Below are 23,776 nucleotides of genomic sequence, written 5' to 3' on the forward strand. Positions count from 1 at the left end.
CCCCCTATTCAACAAGCTTAAAAGCAAGCTTACCTTTCAATTGTTCTATTACATCTGCACTGAGTATTTTACTGACCAGCTTTACCCCTTCATCGAACCATAACTCCGCTGGTGCCTGAGCCAGAATAAAGGATGACACCCCCATTTTGCGGATAAAAAACAACTCCCAGCTTTCACTCTCAAGATTGGAGGCTTTATTCATTAAGGTTCGAAACAGGAGCTCTGCTTCCTCCATATTCATCTCCCCTGCACTAAGCAGGCGGTCTACAGCCAATAAATAAGTGAGCTGATCGAAGCTATATCCATTCTTGACACCAAGCCTCTCTCCAAATTTCCCCAGTGTCACTGACGAAACAATGTTACGTTCTATAATTTCCGCAGCAGATACACTTACTCTGTCAAAAGAAGCCTTATCTGACAGCTTATCAGCCATTTCATCCAAAGAAAGTCCATCTTTCATATTCACAATATTATCGATACGGGACAAGATCATGTCTTTTGGAAAAAAAGTCTCCTGTCCAGTAAACGTAGATTTACGGATAAACCATTCCTCTGGAATCAACTGCTTCCGCTTCCAGCGGTACAATTGCCCATAGGATATACCGGTTAATTCCAATAGCTGCTTCTTCGAGATCAAATCCTCTTCCATGCTTATCACTCCTTGAAGCCATCGTAACATAACACTGTTACGTTGTAAAACCAATAAAATAAACTCACCTCATACCTACCTACGCTAGTGACCATCGAGTCCTAACGTCTCCCCCAAAGATTTTAAAGCATACCTTAAGAGCAGACCTCCGTCTTGAGAAGGATTTAACGGTTATTCACTATTTTTCCCACAAAAAAAGACTGCCCCCGCCGCTTATAAATGGCAGCATGGAACAGCCTTCTCTTAGAATGATTTTTACGAACTGCTAATCTTACTGAACAAAAGTATAATGTGCTGAATCATATTGCGGGCCGGATTTCTCATAAGTGAACCAGTACTCAATACTGCTGCCAGCGCTTAATCCACTCACCGTCTGCTTCCATGTTCCTGAGTTATTAGTCATCCGGTAATTAAGCTGGGAACCACCGCTAATCTTGTAATGTACATCTACATAAAGAGCACTGGTTACAGGTGTAATATAGATACTCGCCTCTGTAGCAGAAAGTCTCGTTACCCCTGCTGTAAAGTCAGCCGTCACATGATCACCGCCTCCGCTGCCTCCAGTGGAATTAGTAGTAACTGTTGCGGTATTACTAGCGGAGGATAAATTACCTGCTGCATCCGTAGCTTTTACTGTAAACGTATAGGCTGTGCTTGGAGTAAGTCCACTAACAGTAGCTGTAGTTCCCCCCACAGTGGACACCTGCTGTGTTCCGCGATAAACAATATAACCTGTAACGCCAACATTATCGGTAGAAGCGGACCAGGTTAAGATAACTCCTGTATCCGTCTTACTGGTTACCGTTAGATTAGCGGGAGCGGTTGGCGCGGCTGCATCCCCAGTATTACCACCACCCGTCAAATATTGACCTGTGAATGGATTAAACCGGTGCAGGGACATTATTAACCAGCCTGTGCTGGAAACACAGTTTTGCTGCGCCATCACCCAATAACTGTTGCTGGACCCTTTCAGCGAGTAGGGAATACCCCCGAGCGAAGCACCGCTTGTGCCTTGTTTTTTAATAATCTCTGTATTAATGGCGTCTGCCTTTGAGGCATTGCCTTGCAGATAATAAGCGAGTGACATGAATGCGCTTCCTTCAAACCATACGTCAGCACCCGTATTGCCAATTTGATTTCCGTTATCGTCATACGCCGGCAATACTTCGTCTGTCCAGTCAAAATCGTATCCGGTGAGCGTATTCCCAGCATCATTGTAAGTAAGCGTCTGCTTGTAACGCGGATTTGCTAGTGTTCCCGGGGTGCCGGAGGCATTTTCCACATAGGTTAAGCTTGCGCCGTAGTTATGGGCCCCGGATACGCCTAAAGCTAACACTCCCCAAGGGTTCACGTCTAAAGGTATTTTGGGGTCGATCAGATTTGTATCGTTTTTCCAGCCCCCCTTGAAACGTTTGACAGTGTCATCCCACACATAATTATCCAGGAAGGTTTTGACTCCAGAAGCCGCACTGTTATAAGTGGCTGCCTTTGAGGAATCCACCGAAGCATAATACTGCAATACCCGGTAAATATCGATATTGTGCTCGGTTGAGCTCCAAGGCTCATCGGAATTACTCCAACCACTCCATCCTCCTGCAATACTGCCATTAGCCTTTTTATACTGTAAACTCCAATCGAGTGCTTTAAGTGCCATCGGACGATACCGTGTATCATTATATTGCTTCTCATAAGCCATAGCAGCCATTGCCATCCATACAACGGGTCCCACATGTTTACGGATTTCTTCTCCGAAGCCGTTGTTATACCAATAAGAATTCAGCCAGAAGCCGGAAGGATCTTGAATGTCCCGCATTTTGTTCAAAACCTGCTCTGCCCGCGTCCGTTCACCCTTTACAATAAAGGCGATAGCTGCAACCGCTTGATCATACGTGTATACAATCTGTTTGGGGTTGTTTGGTCCCCAGAAATCTTCAAAGCTATCTACCAGTCCCTCAAAAGCATACCCCGCTGTTACATCCTGCTGGGCTTTCAACCAGATTAAAGCACGATTTGAAGCGTCACTTGCAGCATCTGCATTCGCTTTTCCACCAAAGGGTAGAGCTACCCCAAGCACCAGCAAACTTGTCATTAAGATCGAAAACAGCTTCCTCATCTTCATAACTTTCCTCCTCTTAATCATGATGAACTAGGCAATGAGAGTTCTTTGAAGCATAAAAACTAAAGCGTTTTCAAACAGCAACAACAGGGACTTTTGAATATTTCACCATGGTAATTGTCCTCATTTTCAGGCTTAGAAACCCGTTCGTCAACGATTTTATGTAAATTTTTAACTAAATGAGGCGAAACAACCAAAATTGCCATTTGAGAAACCATACGAAAGACCAGCATATTTTTTATGAATTCATATTTATGAAGGCAAAACAAAAAGAGCAGACAGCTCCTTTATAAGGATTCTATCTGCTCTTTACTATTTATCTCTATACTATTCTGCTTTATCTTCGCCAGCAGTTTCAGCTGCAGCGGGTTCAGCAGTATCTTCTTCTGTTGGCTCTTGCGCTGCTGGAGGTGAAATACGGACAATCAAAGTGTCCTCAGGCGTCAATACTTCCCAGCCTTCATGCTTCGGCAAATCAGATACCAGCAATTGATCACCAATATCTAGTCCACTGATATCCACTTCAAAGGATGCAGCTATTTTATCTGGAAGTGTGCGAATATCCAGCTCATGCAATTCAATTTGTTGCACGCCGCCGCTCTTCACACCTACTGGTTCACCTGTAAAGTGGAACGCTACTTTGGTATCCAATTTGGCCTTCATATCAATCTGCTGAAAATCAATGTGCAGCAGTTGTTTGGATATTGGCTGACGTTGGATTTCTTGAATAACCACGTTCTTTTTGCCCGAGTCTGGCAATTCCAAAGTAAGAACAGCCCGTGGGTTGCTGGCTAAAATACCTGAAATTGTCTTAGCATCCGCTGTAAAGGACTGGCTATCTGAACCTGCACCGTACACGACTACCGGTACAAAGCCTTTTCTGCGCTGTGAAGAAGTCGAGCCGGATCTTTCTGTCAAACGTACTGTTGTATTCACGATGATTCCTCCTAAGTAGGGATTTTATACTAGACCGATTAGATATGTACGCCTAACCTAACCACTCTCTAATTACCCCATTGACCTGGCTTTGAAACCTCTCAAGACTTTTGAGCCCAGGCAAAAATAAGGTCAAATTGTATTATTATACAATTCAACATTAATTATTCATGTCTTAGGAGTAAATCATTGCTATATTTGTGACAACTATCAAACTAAATGACAAGCTACAAAATGGTTACTGCCAACATCACGAAATACCGGGATTTCAGATCTGCAAACCTCTTGCGCAAAGGGACAACGGGTATGGAATTTACAGCCAGAAGGCGGGTTCACCGGACTCGGAATATCTCCCTTAAGTACAATCCTTTCCCTTTTCAGCTTTGGAATAGGAATCGGAACAGCCGACAGCAGCGCTTTGGTATACGGGTGGAGCGGATTCTTAAACAGTTCATCTCTTGAAGCCGTCTCCATCATAGAGCCCAGGTACATGACACCGATTCTTGAACACAAATGCTCCACAACACTCAGGTCATGGGAGATGAACAAATACGTTAACCCTCGACTCTGCTGGAGCTTACTGAATAAATTAATAATCTGTGCTTGGATGGAAACATCCAGTGCTGAAACTGGTTCGTCTGCAATGATCAGCTCAGGATTCAAAACAAGCGCACGGGCGATCCCGATCCGCTGCCGCTGCCCCCCGGAGAATTCATGCGGAAAGCGATCAATATGATAAGAAGATAAACCGCAAGCTGCTAGCGCTTCAAGCACCAGATCTCGCACCTCGGACCTTGAGCATAAACCATGATCCAGTAAAGCTTCACCAATGGCATCTCCTATACGAACCCGTGGGTTAAGAGAGCTATAAGGATCTTGAAAGATCAACTGCATTTGGGGTCTAATATTGCGCAATTCAGCGGGAGACAGGGAGTGAATGTCTATCCCTTTGAATTTGATCTCACCTGCCGTTTTATCCGTTAGCCGTAAAATCGTCCGTCCGACTGTACTTTTGCCGCTCCCAGATTCCCCTACAAGCCCAAACGTCTCCCCAGGTTGAAGGGTAATGCTAATATCGTCAACAGCCTTTACATGCCCAACGGTTCGGTTAAGGAGCCCCTTAGTAACAGGGAAATATTTCTTTAAATGATTGACCTCAAGCAGTGCCTCAGGCATGAACAACCGCCTCCTCATACAACCAGCAAGCTACCTTTTGTCTGCTGGCCACCTCTTTAAGCAGGGGCTGCTGGCTGACACATACAGGCATGCAATGCTCACAGCGGTCATGAAAATAACAAGAGGGCACCAGCTCAAGCGGATTTGGCACTTGACCTGGAATGGAATACAGCTCATCCTGTCGCTGATTGATTACCGGCTTCGATTTGAGCAGCCCTTTTGTATAGGGATGTTTGGGGTTGTTGAACAATTCAACAACTTCCCCCTCCTCCACAATCTTTCCGGAATACATAACAATCACATAATCGGCCATCTCTGCCACTACGCCAAGATCATGGGTGATTAGTAGAATGGACATGCCCGAGCTATCTTTAATTTCACGCAGCATATCCAGAATTTGCGCTTGAATCGTTACATCCAGCGCCGTGGTCGGTTCATCAGCAATCAAAAGTTTTGGACTGCAGGCAATGGCAATAGCAATCATGATCCGCTGCAGCATACCTCCACTTAATTCATGCGGGTAACTATCAGCAATTTGCTCTGGTCGTGATATGCCTACCTGCTTAATCAGTTCAATCGCCCGGATACGCGCCTGTTTCTTGTTCATCTTCAGATGTACAATCAGCGGCTCCATGATTTGCTCACCGATCTTGATTACAGGATTAAGGGAGGACATGGGCTCCTGAAAGATCATCGCGATTTCATTCCCGCGGATGGTTCGCAGTGTGTTTTTGTCCATTTTCAACAAATCCTCACCCTGAAAATCAATTTTCCCTTGGGCTACCTTGCCCCCGGGTTCCTCAACAAGCCCCATGATGGACATCGCGGTCACGCTTTTGCCGCAGCCCGATTCTCCAACGATACATACCGTCTCTCCCTCGCGAACACGGAAGCTTACATCATCAACGGCTTTCACTTTTCCTTCTTCCGTGAAGAAGTATGTACTTAGACCGTCTATATTCATTAAATCACTCATCTGAGGGTCACCTACCTCTTCTGTTTAGGATCAAGCACGTCCCGGAGTCCGTCTCCAAAGATATTGATCGCGATCACTGTCGCAAAAATCGATAACCCTGGTGGAATCCACAGCCACGGCCGATCCTGAAAGTCGATCATATTATTCGCAGCATCAATCATATTGCCCCAGGTTGGAGTTGGCGGCATAACACCTAGCCCAAAAAAGCTAAGAACCGATTCACTCAATATAGCGCCACCGATGTTAAGTGTAGCCATAACGATCAGTAACGGAACGATATTCGGCAGCAAATGATTAAATAATTTACGTCGGTCACGGAGGCCTAATACTACCGCCGCCTGCATAAACTCACGTTCACGCAGGCTAAGCATTTGCCCCCGTACCATACGTGCCATACCCGGCCAGCTAACAATACTAAGCATCAGCATAACGATATACATCCGATAATCCGTTGGAATCTTCCACTCCGATAATAACGCACCAAAAATAAAGAGCAGTGGCAGACTCGGGACCGTCAATAAAAGATCTGCAATCCGCATAATGATTTGATCGGCAATACCGCGGTAATACCCAGCAATAGCCCCCAAAAGAGCACCGATGAACACCGAAAGAACCATTGATGCTAGTCCTACGGTCAGTGAAATGCGCCCCGCCTGCATTACCCGGGTCAGAATATCTCTGCCCAATGCATCAGTGCCCAGCCAATGCTTCATATTGGGTGCCTTGTTCATCATAGCCATATTAATTTTGTTATCCGTATAAGGTGAGAACAGCGGACCAATAAAACAAAGCGCAAACATAAAGATCACCACCACAAATCCGGATACCGCCAGCTTGTTCTTTAGCAACCTCCGCATGGATTGCCGGAATAAAGAGGATTTTCCTTTGGTGGTCTGCGGCTTCGCGATCCCAGCTACATTACTTTGAACTGCCACGTCAGCTTCCTCCTCTCTATAGCCGAACTCTAGGATCGGCAATCCGGTACAAAACATCCGAAAGCAACGTTCCTATGACGGTAAGTATGGCAATAAACATCGTAAAGCCCATCAGCAAAGGATAATCCCTTAGTCCGAAGGACTGCATATACAGTTGGCCAATCCCAGGCCAATTGAATATTTTCTCAATAATAAGTGATCCGCCAAATAGTGCTGGAAGCTCAAAACCAACCAGTGTAATTGCGGGCAGCAAGGCATTACGTAAGGCGTGTGTAAAGAGCACCTTGCGTTCTTTTAGGCCTTTGGCGCGTGCCGTACGGATATAATCCTGTTTTAAGACATCAATCATATTGCTGCGGAAATAACGGGTGAGCGAACCTAATCCCAGAAGGGTCATAACTACAACCGGAAGGGTCATATGCGTTACGATCTCCTTAAAGTAAGCCAAACCCGTAGCATTACTCCCCGTGGTGATTATTCCACCTGGAGGCAGCCACTTGAGATCGACGGCCAGGATTTTGATCAGGAATAAGCCTATAAAAAATGACGGCAGCGACATTGCTGCAAATATAGCGATCATCACGAGTGTATCGAACCAGGAATATTGCTTATAGGCAGAGATGACGCCAATAATGACCGCAATCACCCACGTTAGAAACGTAGATACGGCAGCCAGCAAAAAGGAATTCCAAATATAATCATTAAAAAGCTGCAGCACAGGCTTTTGTTGAGCTAAGGAATACCCGAAATCACCATGCAGCGCATTCTTCATCCAGATCCCATACCGTTCAAGCACAGGCTTGTTTAAGCCGTAGATTTCACGAAGCTCAGCTTTGCGTTCAGCGGTCAATTTAATATTTCCGGTTATGAAATCACCGGGAGTTGAAGCATACAGACAGAAGATCAATAATGATGCCGCAAATAAGATGATGACCATGTACAACAGTCTTTTCGATAAATAAGCGCTCATGACAGACTCCTTATGATTCGTCCCCTGCCCTTGAATCCAGTCAGGGCAGGGGACACTGGTTTATTTATTTCAGGCTCCAAGTTGGCAGACTGCCAGCAAGACCGATGAACGGGCTGACCGATAGATTCTCAATACGTCCGTTATAGGCGTATACTGTCTTTTTATAACTTGTAAAAATAATAGGCAGTTCATCATTGAAAAGCTGATACAGCTCTTTATATACCGCTTTGCGTGCCTCAATATCAGTAGTGGCCAAGGCTTTGTTGTACAGCTCCAGGAATTTCGGATTGTCATAATCCGTGATTTCTCCATCGAAGAATTGCATGAACCCGTCAGACGGATCAGTCAACATGCTTGTGGAGAAGGATACGAGATCGTAGTCCCCACCTTCTACTTTCGATACCAGTGAGTTAAAGTCTGCGAAAACCTCAGGCTGGAATTCGATACCCAGCGCTTCAAAATTCTCTTTAGCTACAGCGATGAAAATATCTGTGTTTTTACTCTTCGAACCGAGGTAATGGATGGACAGCGGTTTGCCATCTTTTTCACGGATCCCCCCCGCGCCTACCGTCCAGCCAGCTTCATCGAGTAATTGTTTTGCTTTTTCCGGATCATATTTGTAAGGATTAATACCTTCCTCAGTGTAAGACCAGGAAATCGGCGATGCCGGGATGTTGGCAATAGAACCTGCACCTTGTGCTGCATCCACATAAATACTCTGACGATCCAAACCGTACACAATAGCTTGACGTACAAGCTTATCCTTGAGCTGCTCATGCTTCAGGTTAACTTGCAAGTAACCATAGGTACTTGGAGTGTAAGGAATAATATTCACAAAACCGAGTGCTTTCAGCTTCTCGATATTCTCGTCTGTCGCACTAAAGGAAGCGTAGTCCACTTCACCAGTTTCTACGAACTGCCACACGTCGCCTTCCGTAGTTTTGTAGATGAAATGCTCCGTCTTTGGTTTACCTTTGAAATAATTCTCATTCGCTACAAAACGCACTTCTTGACCAGGAATAAATTTCTCCAGCTTGTAAGGTCCATCGCCAAGTGGCTTCTCATGTAGCTTTTTAATGTATTCAAGATTTCCAATTTTATAGTCCTTGCCATAGTAAGCTTTCGACAGTACGTTCGAGCCGAGCTGTACTAGTGCCGTTGCGTTCGGTTGCTCAAGGGTTGCTGAGATCGTCTGTGGATCAATTACTTTAATGCCCTCAACTGTAGGGGATGTACCTTCCTTGTAGGCTTTGCCGCCTTTAACATTTAGCGATGGAAGCTGGGAGCTACCGTCATACGATTTGTCGTATTGGATCGTCCATGTAAATGCCACATCATCCGCTGTTAACGGTGAACCGTCGCTGAATTTCAAATCTTTTCTCAAGTGGAACGTGTATGTAAGCTGATCATCTGAAACATCCCAGCTCTCCGCAAGCTCCGGCGTTGGAACGCCTTTGTCATCAACAGTTACGAGAGAAGCGTATAGCAGTGAAGAGACATTGCCATCATAACCACTTTGTTGAAAATAAGGAGTGAACGCTCCGCTTGGGTCCGTAAGCCCGACGATAATGGTATCTGTACGTTTCTGGGCCACCGCTGGAAGTTTGGATAAATCCGTGGCAGTAAAAGGTTCGCTTAGAGCACCCGCAGGAACAATCTCTGGTGCAGTGGTTGCTTCCACATTGGTTGAATTAGTCCCTGCAGCCGCATTGTTTGCGGATGAGGATTCGTTATTACTGTTGTTAGCGCAAGCAGAAAGTAACAGTGACCCCGTAAGCAGTAATGAAGTGATTACAATCGCATTTTTTCTCATGTACCTATCTCCCTTTTCTCTCTGATAGAATAATAACTATAATTCCTACCCGTTAAGTATGAATAACATCTGATGTTCATTATAGAAAGGTTTTCGAGTTCTGTAAAGAGAGAACTTCAAAAAAATTCTCCATAAACAGAATTAGGCGATAATTAAAACAAATAAAAAAAGCCAAAACCCTCTATATATAAGAGAAGTCCTGGCTTTCAGACGGTTATATTTTTTCAAAATCATTATTTCAAATACTCGAATAGCTGCTCATTCATCCGATGAATACCTTCAAGACGCAGACTGTATCCGGTGACATTCTCTCCTTCAATATAGGCATGAAGCAAACCTGCACAACGAAGATTAAAAATATGATCATGCACAATCCCCTTCGAGATCCCCGCATGCTTAACAATTTCGGTAAACGTCTTACGGCCATCACTAAGGGCTTGGAGGATTTTTAGCCGGCTTTTTTCACTCAGACTACGGATCGCTCTGTACATAAAAGGGGAGATTTCCTCATTCTCCATCGATATCCACGCCGCATAATGGCAGATCGTTAATTCCCCATAGCAATAGATAATATTAGCAGGCTGAAAATGATACTGTGGAATCAGTACGAGCTTCTTAAGCCCATCCGTAGGCATGAAGTAAAATCCGTTGGTCGTCTTGTTCACGAAATCCGCAGTGTCCAGTTCATTAAGCTCCGTGTTCTTCGAATCCGCATGCTGCTGCAGTTTGCTCAAAATCGCAGGATTGCATTGGCTAAAGTACTGGCGGTTCCACTCGGAAAGTAAAAATACTACGCGGTTACGGTAATCCTCCATATGGCTTGGAAATACCTTTACATATTTTGATAAGGTCTCATATAACTCACCAACCGATAACCGTTCAATCCAGTTCAACACACTGTCTACATCATCCTTAAATGGACAACAGTAAATGAGCAGATTCAACATTTTCCACTCATTGTTTAGTTCGGTTTCTTTCAGACGGGATAACAGCTCTTCACTGAGCGTGCTTTCAATTTCATTAGCCCACGCTACCCCTAAATCAATCTTCTTATAGGATTTTTTGCAGAGATAAGTATGTAAGCTGTTCAACAATTCATAAATCGATCCAAATTCAACCTCAACCTTGTATTCCACAATGATTCCTCCTGCTAGCGGTTCTTTTCAGTAGTGAGATATTCTCTTAATCTTATTGTATTATCCTGAGAATACGCAAGCTACTCTATAAACGGGAGTGTATAAAAATTCATTAGCTGCTGTTTCAGCACCGAATTTTCTGCATTGCACGCTGGTTTAGCTGTCATTTCCGCGAGCGTGGGCGCTATCGGACACAGCTGAGCTTGTGCTAATAGCGTCTGCTCGATCCGCTGGCTTCAGCGGGAGATCAGGACTCAGCTCTATCGGACTCAGTTGACCTTGTGCTAATAGCGTCTGCTGGGTCCGCAGGCTTCAGCGGGAGATCAGGACTCAGCTCTATCGGACTCAGTTGACCTTGTGCTAATAGCGTCTGCTGGGTCCGCAGGCTTCAGCGGGAGATCAGGACTCAGCTCTATCGGACTCAGTTGACCTAATTCGCAGTATTATCTCCTTTTCAGCATGCTATCGGACTCCATAGGCACTATGGGCATTAAAAATACCTATTTCGTGCCTATTCCAAAGGAATAGCTGCTCTGGTGTCCGAAAATTTACTCAAACGGCTAAATATGTGCAAATAGCGTCTGCTGGGTCCGAAAGCATCAGTGAGGAATTAGGATTCTGGTCCGTAAGCTTCTGCGGAGAATTAGGATCCTACGCTATCGGACACAGTTGACGTTATTCGCAGTATTATCCCATTTTTTGTGTGCGATCGGACTCCATAGGCTCTATGGGCATTAAAAATGCCTATTTCGCTCCTATTCCAAAGGAATAGCTGCACTGGGGTCCGAAAATTTGCTCAAAAGGCTAAAAATGTGCAAATAGCGTCTGCTGAGTCCGAAAGCATCAGTGGGGAATTAGGACTCTGGTCCGTAAGCTTCTGCTGAGGATTAGTATCCTACGCTATCGGACACAGTTGACGTTATTCGCAGTATTATCCCATTTTTTGTGTGCAATCGGACTCCATAGGCTCTATGGGCATTAAAAATGCCTATTTCGCTCCTATTCCAAAGGAATAGCTGCACTGGGGTCCGAAAATTTGCTCAAAAGGCTAAAAATGTGCTAATAGCGTCTGCTGAGTCCGAAAGCATCAGTGGGGAATTAGGACTCTGGTCCGTAAGCTTCTGCTGAGGATTAGTATCCTACGCTATCGGACACAGTTGACGTTATTCGCAGTATTATCCCATTTTTTGTGAGCAATCGGACTCCATAGGCGCTATTGACACTATAAATGCCTATTTCGAGCCTATTCATAAGGAATAGCTGCACTGGTGTCCGAAACTTTGCTCAAACGGCTAAATATGTGCAGATAGCGTCAGCTGGGTCCGAAAGCATCAGTGGGAAATTAGAACTCTGGTCCGAAAGGTTCTACGGAGGATTAGTATCCTACGCTATCGGACACAGTTGACGTTATTCGCAGTATTATCCCATTTTTTGTGAGCAATCGGACTCCATGGACCTCTGTCAAGAAAGTGGACAGTCACGCAACAGACATTCTAGTCAATTGCTCAGCAAAACGAACTGGAGAAAGATACCCCAGCGCGCCATGCATTCGCTTGCGGTTATAATAAAACTCAATATATTGAAAAAGTGTCTGGTAGGCTTGCTCCTTAGTTTTGAATCGTGGATTACAATAAATGAGCTCCTTTTTCAAAATGCTGTGCCACGACTCGATACAGGCGTTATCATAACAGTTACCTCTGCGGCTCATGCTGGACTCCATGCCATACGCTTTCAACTGCTTCGTGTATTCATGAGAAGTATATTGAGAACCTCTATCGGAGTGATGTAATAGACCCTTTTCCGGTTGTTTAGCTTCGTAAGCATCTTGTAAGGCGCCCGAAATTAAGCTAGTTTCCATATGGTTCTCCAAGCGCCACCCCACGATTTCGCGCGTGCAAAGGTCCATCACACTAGCCAGGTACAAGCGCCCTCCCCGGCAAGGAATGTACGTAATGTCGGTAACCCATACTGAATTGGGTTTGAGTATTTTAAATTGCTGGTTCAGCGTATTCGGGGCAATCGGATGGTCATGATTGGAGTCGGTGGTCTGTACGCGATACGTTTTGGAGACAATGGAGCGAAGCTTCATATGTCGCATGTACACACTCACCGTGCGTTCGGTAACGGTATAACCTTCTTGATGCAACAGGCGGGTGATCTTCGGACTCCCATACCGCTTTTGATGGTCTGCAAAATGATACTGAATTCGCTTCATTATCGCAGCCTTACGAAGCATATGCGTACTGTTTTTTTCTGTCCGCCACTTGTAGTACCCGCTCCGTGACACATGTAGGGTCATGCACATCTTCTCCAAGAGAAACTCGGAGCGATGTTTTTCAATAAACTGGAATCTCAGTTCCTTGGTTTGCTGAAGATGTGCACTGCTTTTTTTACGATCGCTAATTCCTCTTCCACATCAGCAATCTTGTTATCTTTTTCTTGAAGTTGACGGCTCATTTCTTTCAACTGTGCCTCGAGTTCCCGTACTCGATCCACGCTAGCTGCCGGTTCATTCTTTAGTTCTCGATACTGGCTCATCCATTGATGCAGGGTACTTTTTGGGATGTTGAGCTCTTCCGCCAAGTCGCCCACTGTCTTTGTTTGCTCTTGAATGAACTGCACTGTCTGTTTTTTAAATTCTTCGTTATACCGTTGTCGATGTTCTCCCATGTGAACACACCTCCGTGGACTCATTATCGCCAGTCTGTTAACTACTGTCCACTTTTTATTCTAGCTTCACCATAGGCGCTATTGACACTATAAATGCCTATTTCGTGCCTATTCATAAGGAATAGCTGCACTGGTGTCCGATAATTTACTCAAACGGCTAAATATGTGCAAATAGCGTCTGCTGGGTCCGAAAGCATCAGTGGGAAATTAGAACTCTGGTCCGAAAGGTTCTACGGAGGATTAGTATCCTACGCTATCGGACACAGTTGACCTTATTCGCAGTATTATCCCCTTTTCAGCATGCTATCGGACTCCATAGGCGCTATTGGCATAAAAAACGCCAATTTAGTGCCTATTCCACAGGAATAGCTGCGCTGGTGTCCGAAAATTTACTTAAAAGGCTAAAAATATGCAAATAGCGTCAGCTGGGTCCGAAAGGTTCTGCGGATAGGAAAACCAAGGGTTACGGGGTTACGGGGTTACGGGGTTACGGGGTTCTGGCATTTCGGGGTTCCGGGGGTTCCGGGGGTTCCCAGTTTTCAGCTTACCAAAACAAATACTCGAGGTTAGTTAACTCTCACTTGCTATATTCTGCTTGGCCAAGTTGCCCACATGAACAAAAAATACAGCGCAGCGATCCACGGGTAACAAGGAAAGCAACATTCAGCCCGAAGAACAATCAATCTGGTTCGCTCCTCGCTTTTTGCAATTAATGGTAGTAAAATATAGGCAATAACTAATTAGGAGTGAAGCCATAAGATGCAAATTCAAAATGAAAACGGACGTTTTTTTGTTGCTAATGACGGTAAGGACCTTGCCGAAATCACATACAGTTTGGATAAAGAAACCGGGGAATTGGTCATTGACCACACTCGTGTCTCCGAAGAACTGCGCGGGCAAGGTACTGGACAAGAGCTTGTACGTGCTGTTGTGGACAAGGCTCGGAATGAGAATTTAAAAATTGTACCCGTGTGCTCCTATGCTGCGCATCAATTTGAGAAGTACCCGGAGTACAAAGACGTGCTGAGCGGGAATACTGGCGGGAGAGCTTAAAACCTGCTCCCGTTTCCGCGAAGCTTTTTTAGTAACTATGCGAACTTATAATAGTTCAAATACACTTTAGGGGGAAACGGGTTTGACGTCTGCCGACACTTTTAAGAATATTGAGGAATTGCAACAACGCTGTGAGCAATATGAAGGAATCTCATTAAAACTGAATTGGGATATGCTCCGCCAGCCATCAAGCGCAGGTGATACGGAATGGCTTGTGACTTATGAGGACGAATTACTGGTCGGTTTCTTGGGACTCTATGGTTTTGGAAGCGATATGGAGGTCTGTGGCATGGTTCGGCCAGGCTACCGTCGACGCGGAATCTTCACCTCTCTGTGGAACCGAGCACAAAACATAATCAAACGCAATAAAGTCTCTACTCTTCTTCTAAATGCACCCGCCGCTTCTTCATCTGGAACTGCTTTCCTGCAAACCTTGCCTCTACAGTTCAATCACGCTGAATATCAAATGAAATGGGATGGCAATTCCATGGTTTCTTCTGATGTTAGCTCAGCAACAGGGACTGTGGTCTTACGGCCAGCTCGTGAAGAAGAGGCACACATTCTGGTCGAACTGGATTGTGGAGGTTTTGATATGAAGACAGAAGATGCTGCCGAGCAGTATGAGTTGCACAAACAGGAAGATATGCAAGAGAATATTATGATCGAGATGGACGGCAGGCCTGTTGGGAAAATGCGAGTGTGGACTGAAGATAATGAATCCTGGATCTATGGATTTACAGTCGACAAAAAGCTACGTGGGCTTGGCATTGGCCGCAGCGCCCTTCTTCAGACCATCGAACGAGAGCGCCAAAATTATAATGGTGTAAATCTGGAGGTCGCACTGGATAATCCCAATGCACTTAAGCTGTATGAGAGCTGCGGCTTTGTCATTCAGAATAAACAGGATTATTACCGATTTATCGGCTAATCCCCCGACCTAACTCTTGAGATTTTAATAAAGCAGTAACAATAAGACCTCCTTACTTGCTGGTGTTCTAACCTGCAGATAAGGAGGTCTATATTTATTATAGTAAATAATTCGCTTCGCCTCTCTCATTTCTACGATCGCTGCAGCTTAAGGAACCGTCAGCTAACACTTCACGCTCAAGAAATACGGATAACAAACGCACATAATCCAGTGACTCCATAAGCGAGATTGCCTCTCCAGCAAAGCAGTATTTACGTCCATCCAGCAGCGAGAAAACTTCCACGGTCTCCGCTGGCTCACCATAAGCATGATGGCAAAAAACATTGGCCATATGCATAAATCCAGTGATGATATCCTCATTGCCATTAACCATAAACTTCTGAATGTTCACGCTCCGGCCACTTTTTGAAGAGTTCCAAGCCAGTTGTGTAATCATCGATAACTCCAAATTCAACGCTGGAACTGGGACATGCCACTGTTCATATAACATCACTGGAATCTCCTGTAGATGATTGCTTGAAACGATACGCATAAGCTCATCAGCTACACTCGTTTTGATATCCCAATATTGCAAAAGGGAGGGAAAAGCATCTCCCCTAGGAGGCCACCGTCGCTCTAACAGAAATTGTATAGGTGTCTCTCTCCGCACTTCCGGCAGCAGACTATAGAAGTCATTAAGCGTATGCCCCACAGCATATTGAACCTGCTGGCGCCAACGTGGGAGACCCGTCGCTTGAGCTCCGCTAGCTAAATTCTCAGTCCCACCCAGCATAATATGCTCCATGCGATAATCGTGCAGCCGTTTATACGGAGGGGTATGTACAGCCCTTGCTTTGTTAAACCAACTTCCCACTGGCCCCCCCATCTTAGGTTACCGCCATACAGGCTTCGATGAATTGACGTCCGAATTGACGGCAGGCTTCTTTTTCTACAGCATTAGGGCCATACTCAATCTTTAGGCTATCTTGCAAAATGACTGCTCCACGCTCCTTTAACTTCTCCTCGATAACATCCACTGCCCCACAATAAATGGCGTAGCCTGTATCCCCACTACCAAAAACTGCTGACTTCATGGCAGTCAAATCAAGTTCATCCATCTCCTCATAGAAATCAAGAGATTCATCCGGCAACTCTCCGTCTCCCCAAGTATATGCCCCTAGCAGAACGCCTTCATATGATTTTATCTCAATCGCATTACATTCAGTGACCGACTTCAAAACAGCCTCACCGCCTGCTTGGCGTATTCCTTCTACAATCAATTCAGCCATTTCTTCAGTGTTGCCAGTTAAACTAGCATATGCCACAAGCACTTTAGCCATAAACTCCTGTTCCTCCCCTACTAACACCTTAAATTTAAATCATATACGCTTCACCTCATTCTATTTGATAATGATTATCATTGTCAATAAATAAAGTTAAAAAAACGCAAACTCCCCGTTATTACACACGGTTGAAGTTTGCGCTCCGTCTCATTTTTCTTAAAAAGAAGCTTAATAAGCACCTTCCAGCAAGGTTATGTGATTCCCATCAGGATCACGAAAATTCATTTCTTTACCGCCATATTCCATCGTAACAGGTGGCTGACAATCCAGTCCCTTAGCTTTCAACTGCTCGTATGTCTCATCAAGATTATCACAGCCGAATACTAAATTAACAAAACCTGTCGTAAGATTTTCCCACTTTGCAGCATCCCAAATAATAATTCCCGGCTGTTTCTTGTCAAAACCAAGCTTTGCCCCGTCGAAATTACCGTAACCTTCGAAAGGCATAGGAATTCCTAGTACCTCCGTATAAAATTTAGCTGACGCCGCAGTATCTTTAGTGTAAATGTTAGTCCCTTCAAAAGACGAAATCATAACTTGTCCCCTCTCATTTTCATAATATGTCTCATTTCTTACATGGGTTTAGTCTAACAAGGTTAACACGCTTTGTATTGCAAAATTACGACATTCTTCGGCCTGCATAGACCAAGGCTTCAAGTGGGGTTCTTCCAGCATATTTTTTGAAATTATTGATAAAATGGGACTGGTGACTGTAACCATACGCGAAAATAAGATCCTGCATATTCTTTGTCTGCCCAGGTAAATGACACATCTCCCGCCATACATTCTGAAACCGCACGAGATCTGCTGTTTTTTTAGGCGATACACCTATATATTCTTGAAAAAGCCGTTCAAGTTGTCGTCTGCTTAAATTAGAACTGGTCTCCAAATCCTCAGCGGTCACAATCCCTTTTTGTTTAACCATAGTATAGACTGCGTTCATCATCCGATCGTTAGTCCGCCCTCCACGCTCAAGACGACGAAGCAGATAGGCTTCAGCGGCTGCAATCCTTTCGTCCATCGAGTTTACTTTCTCCAATAGATGACCAAGCTCTTTTTTAAAAGTGCCAAAATAATGTTCTACATCGACATGTGCATTCAAGACATTCCGCAGATGATCATCTGCAAAAAAATGAACTGCCCAGAAATGAAATCGGATCCCAAAGGTTGTACTCCCCCCTGGTTTTCTGTCTGAAGAGACTTCAAATGGAGTGTCATTGATGCCGGAGAAAAAAGTATTTGTATTGCCTGATACCCTATCCAAATCCCAAATAATATCCATGCAGGTGTCCGGAATTATTGTCTCCGTCTCAGGTTGTTGTATAGACTCCACATCTACAGAACCCCAAAAACAGCGAATAAACGGCTGCAAGGCATGGCTGGGCAGAAACTCACTAGTGTGGTTGGGTTTTGCAGTTATAGGGAAATACAGCGGTGAGAGATTGAACATAGCTTTAGTTCTCCGATCGTAAATAGGGTAAGGACTCTACTATCTGATCATACACAATCAAGTCTTGCAGCACCAGTTGAATAGCCGCATAAGCATGGGAATATTATACACTTCATTAGCATTGGACAAAATAATTGGTGAAGCTGGCTGAGGCGTAATTTGTTTGTAGCAATCAGGTGAAATGTTGTACAATAAAGGCTAAATGAATTTTTTTGAAGGATGGATTAAATCATGTATATAGCGAGCGATTGGAAAGACTATGAAGTAATTGATACAGGCGGTGGAGAAAAGCTCGAACGCTGGGGCGATATTATCTTGCGTCGTCCTGATCCACAGATTATTTGGCCTCTAAATAATGAGACCGCTAAATGGCGTGATGTGCACGGACATTATCACCGTTCCTCCGCTGGTGGCGGACAATGGGAAATGAAAAAAACGATTCCGGACGATTGGAAGATTAGCTATGGTAAATTAAAATTCCACTTACGTCCTACAAACTTCAAGCATACAGGACTATTCCCTGAACAAGCAGCCAACTGGAGCTGGATGATGGACAAGATTGCTGCGGCTAACCGTCCAATCTCAGTGCTGAATCTTTTTGCTTACACAGGTGGAGCTACTGTGGCAGCGGCGAGTGCCGGTGCGTCTGTCGTTCACGTAGATGCAGCCAAAGGTATGGTGCAGTGGGCGAAAGAAAACGTTCAGCTGTCTGGTCTTGGAGAACGTCCAGTCCGCTTTATCACGGATGATGTATTCAAGTTCGTACAACGTGAACAACGCCGCGGAAGTAAATATGATGCGATTATTATGGACCCTCCTTCTTACGGAAGAGGACCTGGTGGAGAAATGTGGAAGCTTGAATCAAGCTTGTACCCTTTCCTTGAGAGCTGTATGGAGATTATGAGCGACAACCCTTTGTTCATGCTCATTAATTCCTACACCACTGGTATTTCTCCAACTGTACTGCGCAACATGTTGTCCATGACCATGGGCAAACGTTATGGCGGAAAGCTTACCTCCGGCGAAATCGGTCTTCCGATCACCTCCTCCGGCATGAACCTGCCATGTGGTATCCTGGGTCGCTGGGAGGCGTAAGCCATGACACAGCATAGTTCCGGCAACAACGAGGCTGTAAGCGGCGGATCGCAACGCTTTGAAGTGTTGTACGAAGACAACCATCTTCTGGGGATTGTAAAACCTGTGAATATTCCTGTTCAGGAGGATGCAACAGGCGATCCTGACCTGCTGAACCTGCTGAAAGAAGATGTGAAGGAACGTTTCAACAAACCCGGCAACGTCTATATAGGTCTGGTCCACCGTTTGGACCGACCGGTTGGGGGAGCAATGATTTTTGCCAAGACTTCCAAAGCGGCTTCAAGACTATCCGAGAGTGTCCGTACTCACGGCTTTCATAAGGTGTATTTAACAGTCGTGCATGGTAAACTGCCAGCCACTCGTGGCCGTCTTACAGATACGCTGCTTAAAGACGCAAAGAGTAACACCGTCACCGTGGTTCGAAAAGGAACTCCCGGCGGCAAGGAAGCAATTCTGGATTACACAGTGCTTGACAGTGCAGAAGGATACAGCCTGCTTAAGATTGATTTACTTACAGGGCGTTCCCACCAAATTCGGGTGCAGCTAAGTTCGATCGGCTGCCCATTATACGGTGATCAGAAGTACGGGGCTTCAGTGAACAAACCGGGGCAACAAATTGCGTTATGGTCAGCACTTGTAGGATTCCCTCACCCTGTTACTAAAGAAGAAGTGGAACTCATCTCTCTGCCCCCACAAACCCATCCTTGGGATCTGTGGCCGCGGGAAACACTACAAAAAGGGCTGTTCTAAAGCAGCCGTTTCTAGGCATTGAAACGATAAAAACGAGGCAGTGATTCTCCGGTTAGTGGAGAATCACTGCCTCGTTTTTGGTTCTGCGTCTGCTACTTGAACAGACTATGGGAAGAGGATCCACGCACGCTGGAGTGTTCTTCCTAGCTCCGCAGGATATGCTTAGTCCAATTATTCCAGCCGGGCATTGAACATCCCTTTGAGATTAAACATCCTTTCGAGATTAAACATTCCTTCCACCTTCCAGCCTGAACTTAGCTAACGGTCAACCGCTCTGTTTAGCAGTGGATCAGCGGTGGATCAGTAGTGGAACAGCAGTGGTTCAGCAGTGGTTCAGCAGTGGTTCAGCAGTGGATCCTAGATGGAATCTGAAATGAAAAGTAAGATAACTGCATTCTATACACTTATTCCGAATAAAAAAGCAGTAGATCGGATTTTAAGTGTACTTTTTACAATTAAAAATCAGGGAAACTGCAAAAAGAGAAGTAAATCAAGAAAATAGTTGTATAAAATACAGTTATATTTCATCAATCGAGTAATTAGCAAACAATAGCTGTACAAAATACAACTAAATGCATCTAGATTCATCTAGGTGCCTCTAATTGCTCTAAAACACTCTAAATGCTTCTACATACTCTAAATACTTCTAACACTCTAAATGCTTCTACATCCTCTAAATGCTTCTACATACTCTAAATGCACTAGTGATACAGCAAAGCTATTTGCTTCAAGGTGTAGAACCCTCCGGTGTAGTTGTAACAACCATTTTGCCCATTAAGTAGAGCAGTAACTGTTGGTTATGAGAGGAGATCGGATCAAGCGCTTCCGCAAAAAAATCACTGCGGATCTTTAGACCACGTGCAGTTTCTTCCTTTCCAGTCTCCGTTATGCTCACCCATACAATCCGCCGGTCCGAAGCATCTCTTTCCCGCACAATAAGCTCATGCTTCTCCATCCGATCAAGTAACATCGTAACCGCTGCAGGACTGGTCGCCAAATGTGGAGCCAGATCAGAAGGCTTCATGGCGTCGCGTTCCTGAAGCAGTTCAAGTACAGTAAGTTGGGCATCCGTCAGCGTTGGAGCAAGATTACTGTCCATATGTAATTTATAATCTTTTAAAATCTTATGCCAAATTTTACTGAATTCAGAAGCATGCACACTTATTCCTTCCTTTCCTCGCGGTTCTATCCGGTATATCTACATTTTCGCGAAACAACTTCCATTTCCTGCAAAAGAAGAAAAAATAAATCTGCCGGACCTTCAGCATAAAAAAATAAAAAACGACGCTTAGTCAACCCTCCAAAAGAGCGGACTAAACGCCGTTATAAAATCACTTGTTAATCGCTAGTTTTAATGAACCGATGGGAAAAGATTTATGATCTCATCCTTTTTCTCCACAGCTACAATCTGTTTGCCTGTAGAACGACGCTCGCCCAGCGGCGCTGATTCAGAGGAGAACGTATGGTGGGCATTCTCACGAGTAACGGCATTCAGTTCTAATGGCTCCTTGCAATAGAAAGCCCCTGCTAACCTGCTGCCATTTGGACGTATTCGTTTGCCTTCCTTGAATTCGAAGGTTGGCATTCCTTTGCCACCACGGCTTTGTGATGGATAATCCACAAGTAATGAACGTTTCGCATAACCAATATCAGAAATAGCAAGGATTTCGCCTTCATCTTCGCTGACCCAGAAGCAGGAAATCACCTCGTCGCCCTCGCGCAGCTGAATTCCTCTTACACCAGATGCAACGCGACCCATAGGGTTAACCTCATTCTCATGGAATCGGATACTCATTCCCTCACGGGTAACCAGCACAATGTCCTTGTCATTCGTACTGGAAGCCACTGTAATGATCTCATCACCCTCGGCTACCTTACAGGCCGCTACAGCTCCAGAACGGCTTGTAGAGTATTCCTTGAGCTCTGTACGCTTCACCTGACCCCGACGGGTGACGAACACAAGACTTTGCTGCGGATCATCTAGATTATTAACCGGAATCACACTAACGATTCCATCTCCTTTAGACAATCCAATGACATTCACAATCGCTGTACCAGGCTCTTTCCATTTAAACTCCGGAATCTGGTGCACAGGAAGCAAGAAGTATTGCCCCTTGCGGGTAAATACCAGCAGACTGTCACGGGTATTCACATCCAGCAGCCTGACGATATGGTCGCCTTCTTTGACGCCTGAGGTATGACGCTCCCCACCTGAACGGGTGAAGGAAAGCATACCAGTCCGCTTAATATAACCATCTGCTGAAAGAGCAACTAGCACATCCTCCGCGTTGACCAGCGCTTCAAGGCTAACCTTGAGCTCCTCTACTTCGCCTTGGATCAGAGAACGGCGATCAATGCCGTATTTGTCGCGAATCTCCAGCAGTTCCTTACGGATTACAGAAACTAGCTTTTTGTCGCTTTCCAAAATGCCGCGCAGATGTGTAATCTTTGCCATCATTTCATCTAACTCTTTCTGGAGTGAAGTGATCTCCAGATTGGTCAGACGATACAATTGCAAAGTAAGGATCGAATCGGCTTGGCGTTCACTGAAGCCGAACATCCATACGAGATTGTTCTGAGCATCTTGACGGTTTTTCGAAGCTTTGATCGCAGCGATAACCTCATCCAGGATGTTCAGTGCTTTAACTAAGCCCTCTAAGACATGAGCACGGTCTTCTGCGCGTTCCAGATCGAACTGGGTGCGATGAGTCACAACTTCACGCTGATGCGCGATATAAGCTTCCAGGATGGCTTTTAGACCAAGCTGCTGAGGCGCTTTGTTAACAATAGCAACCATATTGAAGTTATAGGTGATTTGAAGATCGGTTTTTTTGAGCAGATACGCCAACACGCCTTGAGCATCAGCCTCTTTTTTGAGTTCGACTACAATCCGCAATCCCTCACGGCCGCTCTCATCACGAACCTCGGCAATGCCATCGATCTTTTTCTCCAGCCGAATATTCTCCATGGAAGTAACCAGCCGTGATTTTACAATCTGGAATGGAACTTCCGTAATCACGATTTGCTGCTTGCCGCCCCGCATATTCTCAATCTCTGTCTTGGAGCGCAGGTAAATACGGCCTTTACCTGTGCGGTAAGCATCCATGATGCCGTCTCCGCCCATGATCGTGCCGCCTGTAGGGAAATCCGGACCTTTCATAAAGGTCATAATTTCTTCCAGCTCAATATTTGGCTTCTGCATCACTGCGATACAAGCGTCAATTACTTCACGCAGATTATGTGGCGGAATTTCAGTAGCAAAACCCGCAGAAATCCCACTCGTGCCATTTACGAGCAGATTCGGATACCGGGAAGGAACCACAACAGGCTCTTTGGCGGTATTGTCAAAGTTATCTTTAAACAAGACGGTCCGCTTCTCGATATCACGCATCATCTCCATTGCAATGGGAGACAGCCGTGCTTCTGTATAACGCATTGCCGCAGCTGGGTCATCGTCCATGGAGCCCCAGTTGCCGTGACCGTCAACTAGCACATGCCCCATCTTCCAAGGCTGTGCCATACGTACCATACCATCGTAAATAGAGGAGTCACCATGTGGATGGTAATTACCCATTACATCTCCGACGGTTTTGGCTGACTTGCGGTATGGCTTGTCAGGTGTGTTGCCGGAGTCGTACATCGCGTAAAGAATCCGGCGCTGCACGGGTTTAAGTCCATCACGGACATCGGGGATTGCCCGGTCCTGAATAATATATTTTGAATACCGACCAAAGCGGTCACCGACGACCTCTTCCAGAAATGCCGGCAAAAATTGTTCTGATAAACTACTCACTTTGCTCA

At 45.2% G+C, this 23,776-nt stretch carries 21 protein-coding genes; 4 read left to right on the forward strand and 17 right to left on the reverse strand.

Annotation, left to right across the window (positions count from 1 at the left end; genetic code table 11):
- Positions 1 to 4: 4 nt before the first annotated feature.
- From NSQ50_RS20050 to NSQ50_RS20100, 11 genes are all read right to left on the reverse strand, one after another.
- Positions 5 to 649, reverse strand: coding sequence for a YhbD family protein (locus NSQ50_RS20050; RefSeq protein ID WP_038572382.1), 645 nt, complete (start codon positions 647 to 649; stop codon positions 5 to 7).
- Between the two features lie 271 nt (positions 650 to 920).
- On the reverse strand, positions 921 to 2,768 hold the full coding sequence (locus tag NSQ50_RS20055; protein ID WP_218641104.1) for a fibronectin type III domain-containing protein: 1,848 nt from the start codon (positions 2,766 to 2,768) through the stop codon (positions 921 to 923).
- A 324-nt stretch (positions 2,769 to 3,092) separates the two neighbouring features.
- The gene (locus NSQ50_RS20060) at positions 3,093 to 3,701 is read right to left on the reverse strand and encodes a 50S ribosomal protein L25 (RefSeq protein WP_051491406.1); all 609 of its coding nucleotides are present in this window, start codon (positions 3,699 to 3,701) and stop codon (positions 3,093 to 3,095) included.
- Positions 3,702 to 3,911: 210 nt separating this feature from the next.
- Entirely contained in the window at positions 3,912 to 4,877 is a 966-nt protein-coding gene (locus tag NSQ50_RS20065) for an ABC transporter ATP-binding protein (RefSeq protein ID WP_036685744.1), read from the reverse strand.
- Positions 4,870 to 5,853: an ABC transporter ATP-binding protein gene (locus NSQ50_RS20070; protein WP_076148357.1), complete on the reverse strand. Its 984-nt coding sequence runs from the start codon at positions 5,851 to 5,853 to the stop codon at positions 4,870 to 4,872. The genes NSQ50_RS20065 and NSQ50_RS20070 overlap by 8 nt, the downstream gene beginning before the upstream one ends.
- Before the next feature lie 11 nt (positions 5,854 to 5,864).
- Entirely contained in the window at positions 5,865 to 6,788 is a 924-nt protein-coding gene (gene opp4C / locus NSQ50_RS20075; protein WP_036685740.1) for an oligopeptide ABC transporter permease, read from the reverse strand.
- A 16-nt stretch (positions 6,789 to 6,804) separates the two neighbouring features.
- Positions 6,805 to 7,758: an ABC transporter permease gene (locus NSQ50_RS20080; RefSeq protein WP_076130810.1), complete on the reverse strand. Its 954-nt coding sequence runs from the start codon at positions 7,756 to 7,758 to the stop codon at positions 6,805 to 6,807.
- A gap of 64 nt (positions 7,759 to 7,822) precedes the next feature.
- Positions 7,823 to 9,571 carry an ABC transporter substrate-binding protein gene (locus tag NSQ50_RS20085; protein WP_076148359.1) on the reverse strand — a complete coding sequence of 583 codons (1,749 nt, stop codon included), beginning with the start codon at positions 9,569 to 9,571 and terminating at the stop codon, positions 7,823 to 7,825.
- A gap of 233 nt (positions 9,572 to 9,804) precedes the next feature.
- On the reverse strand, positions 9,805 to 10,707 hold the full coding sequence (locus tag NSQ50_RS20090) for an ArsR/SmtB family transcription factor (protein ID WP_038572383.1): 903 nt from the start codon (positions 10,705 to 10,707) through the stop codon (positions 9,805 to 9,807).
- A gap of 1,477 nt (positions 10,708 to 12,184) precedes the next feature.
- Positions 12,185 to 13,111, reverse strand: coding sequence for an IS3 family transposase (locus tag NSQ50_RS20095; RefSeq protein WP_143760599.1), 927 nt, complete (start codon positions 13,109 to 13,111; stop codon positions 12,185 to 12,187).
- Positions 13,060 to 13,377, reverse strand: a complete 318-nt coding sequence (locus tag NSQ50_RS20100; RefSeq protein WP_036683594.1) for a transposase — start codon at positions 13,375 to 13,377, stop codon at positions 13,060 to 13,062. Before NSQ50_RS20100 ends, NSQ50_RS20095 begins: the two co-directional genes overlap by 52 nt.
- A 759-nt stretch (positions 13,378 to 14,136) precedes the next feature.
- On the opposite strand from NSQ50_RS20100, the gene NSQ50_RS20105 reads away from it, so the two are divergent.
- Positions 14,137 to 14,430 carry a GNAT family N-acetyltransferase gene (locus NSQ50_RS20105; protein WP_038572385.1) on the forward strand — a complete coding sequence of 98 codons (294 nt, stop codon included), beginning with the start codon at positions 14,137 to 14,139 and terminating at the stop codon, positions 14,428 to 14,430.
- Positions 14,431 to 14,512: 82 nt separating this feature from the next.
- On the forward strand, positions 14,513 to 15,358 hold the full coding sequence (locus tag NSQ50_RS20110) for a GNAT family N-acetyltransferase (RefSeq protein ID WP_038572386.1): 846 nt from the start codon (positions 14,513 to 14,515) through the stop codon (positions 15,356 to 15,358).
- 97 nt (positions 15,359 to 15,455) lie between these two features.
- Here the strand turns inward: NSQ50_RS20110 and NSQ50_RS20115 are convergent, their stop codons facing one another.
- The 4 genes from NSQ50_RS20115 to NSQ50_RS20130 all read right to left on the reverse strand — a co-directional run bounded on the left by NSQ50_RS20115 (position 15,456) and on the right by NSQ50_RS20130 (position 18,130).
- Positions 15,456 to 16,211 (reverse strand): hypothetical protein, encoded by a 756-nt coding sequence (locus tag NSQ50_RS20115; RefSeq protein ID WP_179087737.1) that lies wholly within the window; start codon positions 16,209 to 16,211, stop codon positions 15,456 to 15,458.
- A gap of 13 nt (positions 16,212 to 16,224) precedes the next feature.
- Entirely contained in the window at positions 16,225 to 16,677 is a 453-nt protein-coding gene (locus tag NSQ50_RS20120) for a flavodoxin (RefSeq protein WP_076104467.1), read from the reverse strand.
- A gap of 171 nt (positions 16,678 to 16,848) precedes the next feature.
- Positions 16,849 to 17,214 (reverse strand): VOC family protein, encoded by a 366-nt coding sequence (locus tag NSQ50_RS20125; RefSeq protein ID WP_076104466.1) that lies wholly within the window; start codon positions 17,212 to 17,214, stop codon positions 16,849 to 16,851.
- An 85-nt stretch (positions 17,215 to 17,299) separates the two neighbouring features.
- Entirely contained in the window at positions 17,300 to 18,130 is an 831-nt protein-coding gene (locus tag NSQ50_RS20130) for a helix-turn-helix domain-containing protein (RefSeq protein ID WP_076223077.1), read from the reverse strand.
- Positions 18,131 to 18,361: 231 nt separating this feature from the next.
- Between NSQ50_RS20130 and NSQ50_RS20135 the strand changes: the two genes are divergently transcribed.
- Together NSQ50_RS20135 and NSQ50_RS20140 are read left to right on the forward strand one after the other, a co-directional pair.
- A complete protein-coding gene (locus NSQ50_RS20135) occupies positions 18,362 to 19,225 on the forward strand; it encodes a class I SAM-dependent methyltransferase (RefSeq protein WP_036685718.1) in 864 nt (287 codons plus the stop codon).
- 3 nt (positions 19,226 to 19,228) lie between these two features.
- Positions 19,229 to 19,975 carry an RluA family pseudouridine synthase gene (locus NSQ50_RS20140; RefSeq protein ID WP_076223075.1) on the forward strand — a complete coding sequence of 249 codons (747 nt, stop codon included), beginning with the start codon at positions 19,229 to 19,231 and terminating at the stop codon, positions 19,973 to 19,975.
- A gap of 727 nt (positions 19,976 to 20,702) precedes the next feature.
- Here NSQ50_RS20140 and NSQ50_RS20145 read toward each other — a convergent pair.
- Positions 20,703 to 21,134, reverse strand: coding sequence for a MarR family winged helix-turn-helix transcriptional regulator (locus NSQ50_RS20145; RefSeq protein ID WP_036685713.1), 432 nt, complete (start codon positions 21,132 to 21,134; stop codon positions 20,703 to 20,705).
- 192 nt (positions 21,135 to 21,326) lie between these two features.
- A complete protein-coding gene (gyrA, locus tag NSQ50_RS20150) occupies positions 21,327 to 23,768 on the reverse strand; it encodes a DNA gyrase subunit A (RefSeq protein ID WP_036685712.1) in 2,442 nt (813 codons plus the stop codon).
- Positions 23,769 to 23,776 lie beyond the last annotated feature (8 nt).

It is taken from the genome of Paenibacillus sp. FSL R10-2788 (assembly GCF_038003885.1).
Lineage (GTDB): Bacteria > Bacillota > Bacilli > Paenibacillales > Paenibacillaceae > Paenibacillus_AQ > Paenibacillus_AQ odorifer.